The organism is Acinetobacter sp. CIP 64.7, from assembly GCF_000369745.1.
In the GTDB taxonomy this organism is placed as follows: Bacteria; Pseudomonadota; Gammaproteobacteria; order Pseudomonadales; family Moraxellaceae; genus Acinetobacter; species Acinetobacter fasciculus.
This window is the reverse complement of the sequence record NZ_KB850178.1, coordinates 119,824-126,908: the sequence shown is the minus strand read 5'-3', so window position 1 is coordinate 126,908 and position 7,085 is coordinate 119,824. Positions and strand designations below refer to the sequence as shown.

General features: G+C 38.9%; 5 protein-coding genes and 3 pseudogenes. 3 read left to right on the top strand and 5 right to left on the bottom strand.

Annotated elements, in window-relative coordinates:
- The coding region (locus F890_RS02730; RefSeq protein WP_034618892.1) for an IS5 family transposase at positions 1–473 on the bottom strand (473 nt) is incomplete at its 3' end.
- A 70-nt stretch (positions 474–543) separates the two neighbouring features.
- On the opposite strand from F890_RS02730, the pseudogene F890_RS19315 reads away from it, so the two are divergent.
- A pseudogene (locus tag F890_RS19315) lies at positions 544–657 on the top strand (TetR family transcriptional regulator); the annotation flags it as partial.
- 76 nt (positions 658–733) lie between these two features.
- Here the strand turns inward: F890_RS19315 and F890_RS02725 are convergent.
- The 3 genes and pseudogenes from F890_RS02725 to F890_RS02720 all read right to left on the bottom strand — a co-directional run bounded on the left by F890_RS02725 (position 734) and on the right by F890_RS02720 (position 3,272).
- Positions 734–1,348, bottom strand: coding sequence for a thiol:disulfide interchange protein DsbA/DsbL (locus tag F890_RS02725; RefSeq protein ID WP_004281881.1), 615 nt, complete (start codon positions 1,346–1,348; stop codon positions 734–736).
- 177 nt (positions 1,349–1,525) lie between these two features.
- Positions 1,526–1,665 (bottom strand): annotated as a pseudogene (locus F890_RS19310) (cation transporter); the annotation flags it as partial.
- A gap of 902 nt (positions 1,666–2,567) precedes the next feature.
- Positions 2,568–3,272 (bottom strand): IS6-like element IS1006 family transposase, encoded by a 705-nt coding sequence (locus F890_RS02720; RefSeq protein ID WP_005028599.1) that lies wholly within the window; start codon positions 3,270–3,272, stop codon positions 2,568–2,570.
- Positions 3,273–3,875: 603 nt separating this feature from the next.
- Between F890_RS02720 and F890_RS02715 the strand changes: the two genes are divergently transcribed.
- Both F890_RS02715 and F890_RS02710 read left to right on the top strand, forming a co-directional pair.
- The gene (locus tag F890_RS02715) at positions 3,876–5,495 is read left to right on the top strand and encodes an oleate hydratase (RefSeq protein WP_004726755.1); all 1,620 of its coding nucleotides are present in this window, start codon (positions 3,876–3,878) and stop codon (positions 5,493–5,495) included.
- A gap of 267 nt (positions 5,496–5,762) precedes the next feature.
- Positions 5,763–6,821, top strand: a complete 1,059-nt coding sequence (locus tag F890_RS02710; protein ID WP_004281883.1) for a 2,3-butanediol dehydrogenase — start codon at positions 5,763–5,765, stop codon at positions 6,819–6,821.
- Positions 6,822–6,991: 170 nt separating this feature from the next.
- Here the strand turns inward: F890_RS02710 and F890_RS18480 are convergent.
- Positions 6,992–7,085, bottom strand: a pseudogene (locus F890_RS18480) (IS6 family transposase); the annotation flags it as partial.

Here is a 7,085-nt window from a genome sequence, read left to right as displayed (position 1 = left end):
AGGGTTTTGGCATCTATACCAATATGTAGTTTACGCCATTGGCGACGATATTCAGCTCCATGTTTCTTGCGTTTCCATTCGCCCTCACCTAGAAACTTCATGCCTGTAGAGTCTACGAGTAGATGCAGCCCATCGCTACTTTTTTGGTAGCTGATTGCAATATCAATATGCTGTTGTCGTCTACAAATTGTAGTGTAGTCTGGCGCTATCCAATTTAATCCGCAAAGTTTAATCAGACTTTGCACAAAGCCAGTGACCATACGTAAAGACAGACGGAATAAGGATTTAATCATTAAGCAGCATTGGATGGCTGCGTCGGAGTAGGTTTGATTTCGCCCTTGTTTGCCTTTTGATGGCGCATACCATTGCGTAGCAGGATCAAACCAAATGGCAATATTTCCGCGACTCATGAGTGCTCGGTTATATGCGGGCCAATTGGTTGTGCGGTAGATTTTGTGTGTAGGCTTCTTCATTTGAAAATTATATCGCTGAAAAAGCCTTTACAGATAGGTTTGTGCAACAAAGCCATCCACGATTCATATTCAATCCCATGACTTTAAAGCGCAAAGCGTGTTGCAGATGCAGCTCTTATTCCGAGGAATTTTACACTGGTATCGCCCGCCGATAGAAACACCAGATCCGGCAGTCAGGACGTAAATAACCATTCCTCCAGTTTAAATAAAAAAACCTGCAGATTCGATGCAGGTTTTTTTTAGAGATAATCAATCGCGTCTTATTTGGCTTTACGCTCTTTTTCAATCAGGTAATTTACCACCTGAATTACTTTGGCATCATTGCCCTGCACAATATATTTACCATTCACGGTCACCGCTGGTACACCGCTTAACTGATATTGAGCAGTCAAATTTTTTGCCTGAGCAATTTTTGACGAAATCGGGAATGATTTATAAGTCGTGTTAAATTTCTCTTCAGAAATACCATAACGGGTATAGAACTTGGCCAATTGTGCCTGTTCTAAAATTGGACGCTGCTTGTCATGAATATCATGGAATAACTGTAAATGTGCTTTTTGACGCACACCCAGGGCTTCTGAAACATAATAAGCACGTGCAGCCTGTTCCCAAAGCGGGTTCATTGCAGCAGGTGTACGTACAAAACGGATATCTTTGGGTAATTTTTTCAACCAGTCCTGCATATGCGGTTCCAACGTGAAACAGTGACCACAGCCATACCAGAAGAATTCACGTACCTCAATTTTGCCCGGTTTTTCGACTTTGACTGGTTTTGCGACCACCTGATAGTCCTGACCTGCCACAAAATTGGCCATAGCATTGCCTGAAAAGGCCAAAACAGATGCGGCAACAGCTCCTAAAAGGAATTTTTTCATTGGGATTATCGTCCTCTAAATCATTATGCTTAGTGTATGGGTTCACTATAAATCAATTATGCCGGTTCCGTTTTCATGCTGCGAACTTTTGTGCTATCAGAACCGCTACATTAAAGTATGCGACTGATTTTAAGTCAGTTAATATGGCCATTCGACCGCTATGTGTTTTTAGATAATCACAAAAGTTAAACTTTGAGTAATAAAAACGGTTATAATTTCTACGATTAAAACGTAGTGGTCAAACCTACAGTAAATATTAGCTTCTTACTATTCTCTTCAGTAACAGCCGCGTGGCTCTGAGAATGATCTTCTGACATACAATAGTTTCCTTATTCTATTTACGATTAGCTGAGAGACTTGAGTAAGCCTCAATATTTCTGCTAAAAATTGCTTACTATAATTGGTCAAGAAGCTTTCTTTTCATTTATCCACCGGGACAATATTGGTAATAAAACCAACATAAGAAGGGTTGATGAGATAATTCCTCCAATAACCACATTTGCTAGTGGGCACTTTACTTCTTTCTCCAATTCCAATGCCTCCCTAACTAATTAGAGAGTTTTAAGCATTATTACATGAATCTTTCCAGTACTATTGTTGCAAATATACTAAGTTGCATATTTATTCCTGCCTATGTATAGGAGCATATGTAACCCTAAAGTTTAAAATAGTCTTTTCGGATTATTTAAAAATTTGAAAATGGTAAAGAATAAATTAAAAACAATAAATATATTTATCATTCGATTTAAAAAAATTAATTAATCTTAGTTACACCATACTAAAAATAACTAATTTTTAGTTTTCCTAGTTATATGTGCTTCATTATAATTTTGAATTAATTCTCTTCACACCCTTTGCTTTTTTCATTGTTAATTATTTCTAAATTTTTCTCTAAGAAACGAAGTCCCCCATCAGCAAAACTACTGGTTGAAAAAACTATAGTAAAAATAACTAAAACAATCTTCATATATATATTATTGAATCTAATCATATCTTGGACCAAAAAATAATTTCTTCATATACTAATTCCTAGATATATACACCTAAATGACAACCAAATTACAAATTTGTAATTTTGTTAAGGTTTGTCCTAAAAAAAATAAATTAATACTATTTTAACAAAGATAAGTCGTTGCTGAAAAATTTGAATTGTAAGGGATTTAATTAGGCACTGTTGCAAATAGAGATTTGAGTCGATGATGTTCCCTTTAAAAAGTACTTAGAGACCGAAAACCCTGTTGATTAGACACACTTCACCCTGAGGCTGACCATAATAAAATGACGATGCTTGTCCTTTACGTAGTGCACGCATGACTTCAATACCTTTAATTGTGGCATAAGCCGTCTTCATAGATTTGAATCCTAATGTGGCCCTGATGATCCGCTTTAACTTGCCATGATCACATTCAATCACGTTATTTTTATACTTAATCTGCCTGTGCTCAAGGTCTGGTGGACATTTACCTTCCCGTTTTAACCGTGATAAAGCACGTACATATGTGGGTGCTTTATCCGTGTTGATCACTTGTGGAATTTGCCACTTCTTCACATTATTTAAAATTTTTCCAAGAAAACAATATGCTGATTTGGTATTACGTCTAGAAGAAAGATAAAAATCAATGGTATCGCCACGTTGATCGACTGCACGATACAGATAAGACCATCGTCCATTCACTTTTACATAGGTTTCATCAATATGCCACGAGCTCAGATCTGTAGGATTACGCCAATACCAGCGTAAACGTTTTTCTATTTCAGGAGCATAACGTTGAACCCAACGGTAAATAGTCGTGTGATCAACATTCACACCCCGTTCGGCCAGCATTTCCTGCAGTTCACGATAGCTAATGCCATATTTACAATACCAGCGCACAGCCCAAAGAATGATTTCGCCCTGAAAATGCCGACCATGGAAAGGATTCATATGCTGCACCTTTAGCTAAAACAGTCTTCAACTTACCATTCGTGGTTATTTGCAACAGTGCCACTTGGGTGGTCTGCCTTTAGCTGGAACATGCTTCTGCAATTGCTCAACCATTTAAATAAAAGGTTGACCATGAGATGCCTGTATATCGCTTAAACTGTGTTTCAGAAAGCTTCTTTGAATCAATGTATTTCATCCGCAGATTATGCACGAATGCTAAGAAAATTAGAGTACAAATATCAATCAAAAAGGTGCTCGTTTTTTGATTTATGAAAGAGATCTATTATTCAATTATATCTTTTAATGATCAATAGAAAGCCTAGTTTCAAACACATTCTTCAGACACAAACAAATATGATCAAAATAGAGTGATTACTCTATAAAATAATAAAATCAATTACTTAAATCATATTTTATTTTAAAAAAATACAAATGTGTATTAAAAATAACCATTACTTACATTTTTTTGATTACAAAATATAATGAGTAAATTGCTTCCCATTTCATACATTTTTCATATATAAAAAGTCATACTATTTTTAAGGTTTTTCTAAATCACATTTTATACTTCATAGTTTTTAACATCATTATTAAAGGTGAACCATGCAAAAGAAGAAGCGCACCCCATTAGACGCACAACAGTCCCATCTTTGGATTATTGGTGGTGGTATCGCAGGTATGGCTGCTGCTGCATTTGCAATCCGTGATGCCAAAGTCCCTGCCAAAAATATCCATATTTTAGAAGAACTCGATATTTCAGGTGGTTCGATGGATGGTGGACATACACCGCATGCCGCGCAAGCTTGGGTAACACGTGGTGGGCGAATGCTGACCGATGAAACTTATTTGTGCCTATGGGACTTATTTTCCAGTATTCCATCTTTGGAAAATCCAGACATTTCGGTGCGTGAAGAATGTCGTGAGTTTAATGAAAAAGTGAAAACCCACGCCAATGCACGGTTGATTGATGCCGAACATGTCATTGCGGATGCAGCAAAGCTTGGTCTGAATACGCTACATCGTGCACAGATGCTGCGCCTATTAGCTTCAAAAGAAGAAAAAATTGGCAGTCGCCGCATTGATGAGTTTTTTGATGAAACCTTTTTTGAAACCAATTTCTGGCGCATGTGGCGCACGACTTTCGCTTTTCAAAAATGGCACAGTGCAGCAGAGTTAAGACGCTATTTCTTGCGTTTTATTCAAGAATTGCCACGCATTCATACCTTAGCGGGTGTGAAACGTACCAAGTACAACCAATATGACTCGATGATTCTGCCCCTACAGCGTTGGTTAGTCGCACAAGGCGTCGATGTGCGTTTTGGACACTATGTCACAGATGCAGACTTCATTACCAATGCTGAAACTCAAGAACGCTACGCTTCACGCCTATATGTACAATTGCCTGAAGGCTCAGAGCAAATTAATCTGAAAGCCAATGATTTAGCTATTTTCACTTTAGGCTCTATTACAGCAGACTCACGTTATGGCGGTAATCATGACGTGCCTGCCCTTATTCGTCATCGAGAAGATCATGGCTGGACGCTTTGGGAAACGCTGGCACAAAAAGCCCCAGACTTTGGCCGTCCAATGACTTTTTATGGCAATGTCGATGAACATAAGTGGGAGTCTTTCACTCTGACCATGAAAGATGACGTGCTACTTAAACGTATTATTGACTATACAGGCAATGAACCAGGCACAGGCGCACTCATGACTTGGTATGAGTCGGGTTGGCATTTATCCATCGTGGTTCCTGCACAGCCACACTTTGCCGACTTACCTGAAGGTTTATATACCTTATGGGGCTACGGTTTCCAAATTGACCATATAGGCGATTACATCAAAAAACCAATGTCCGAAGCCACGGGGCAAGAAATCCTAACAGAACTGATTAAACAGCTCGGTTTTGACGACATTTTAGATCATGTTTTGGCAACGACTGATGTTACTACCGCCATGATGCCATACGCCTCTGCCCTATTCGCCTGCCGTAAACCGGGGGATCGTCCACAGGTAATTCCACAAGGCTCACAAAACTTTGCTTTCCTTGGACAGTTTGTGGAAATTGAAGATGACGTGGTCTTTACTGTGGAATATTCAGTTCGTGGGGCGATGCTTGCCATTTATGAATTTTTTGGGGTGGAACGTGAAATCCCTGAAATTTACAACGGTCTACTTGATCCCAAAGTGGGTTTAAAAGCTTTAGAAACAGTGTTCCACTAAGTTTTTAATATATAGCGATAAGAGCACCTTTATGTCGCCACTATTACATAGTTTAATTTAAGCAACGTTTGGATACACGAGTGTGGCAGGGATGCCACACGTTATCCATCATAATAGGGATGTTATGTATGGGTAACAAAGGCTTTTGCTTTCTTTTGGCCTATCAAAAGTAAGGTTATTGCCTACGCAAACACCTTTTATACTTTATTGAAAGTTGAGGCCGTGTACGCACTGGTTTACCGTTAACATCAATATAAGGAATATAAAATGAAAGCAGCTCGTTTTTATGACCGAGGGGATATTCGAATTGAAGATATCCCTGAACCGAAAGTACTTCCAGGCACAGTTGGAATTCAAGTTGCGTGGTGTGGTATTTGCGGTACAGATTTACATGAATTCATGGAAGGTCCTATTTTTATTCCACCTTGTGGTCACCCACACCCAATTTCGGGAGAATCTGCACCTGTAACAATGGGACATGAATTTTCAGGCGTGGTTTATGCAGTTGGAGAGGGTGTAGATGATATCCAAATTGGGCAACATGTCGTAGTTGAACCCTACATCATTGCTGACGATGTGCCGACTGGCCCCAATGATAAGTATCATTTATCAAAAAATATGAACTTTATTGGTTTAGGCGGACGCGGTGGTGGTCTTTCTGAAAAAATTGCAGTTCAGCGGCGTTGGGTACATCCTATTTCAAATGATATTCCTTTAGACCAAGCAGCATTGATAGAACCTTTATCTGTCGGTCATCATGCCTATGTCAGAAGTGGCGCAAAAGCTGGCGATATCGCACTGGTTGGTGGAGCAGGCCCAATAGGCTTACTTTTATCTGCTATTTTAAAGGCTAAAGGTCTCACGGTCATCATTACTGAACTGAGTGCAAAACGTAAAGAAAAAGCGATAGAAGCGGGTGTTGCCGATTATGTACTAGACCCATCTAAGGTTGATGTAGTTGCTGAGGTAATGAAAATTACAGAAGACCGCGGTGTAGATGTCGCTTTTGAATGTAGTAGTGTCAATAAAGTCATGGATACACTCGTTGCAGCAATGAAACCAACTGGTGTAGTCGTTATCGTTTCTATTTGGAGCCATCCTGCCACAATTAATGTGCATAGTGTGGTGATGAAAGAGCTAGATATTCGTGGCACGATTGCTTATGTAAATGATCATCAGGAAACTATCCGTTTGGTTGAGCAAGGTAAGATTAATCTAGAACCTTTTATTACCCAACGGATTGCATTAGATGATCTTGTTTCTAAAGGCTTTGAAACATTGATTCATAATAATGAGTCTGCTGTAAAAATTATTGTTCATCCGTAGTAACGCCTAATTTGAACGACTAATTTGAATAAACTAGAAATAAACTCTATGTAGCTATTTCTAATATCTTTATAGATAGGGAATGAGTCTGTACGTACAGATTCATTCTCAAATTTACGGCACTGTTGCAAATAGAGATTTGAGTCGATGATGTTCCCTTTAAAAAGTGCTTAGAGACCGAAAACCCTGTTGATTAGACACACTTCACCCTGAGGCTGACCATAATAAAATGACGATGCTTGTCCTTTACGTAGTGCACGCATG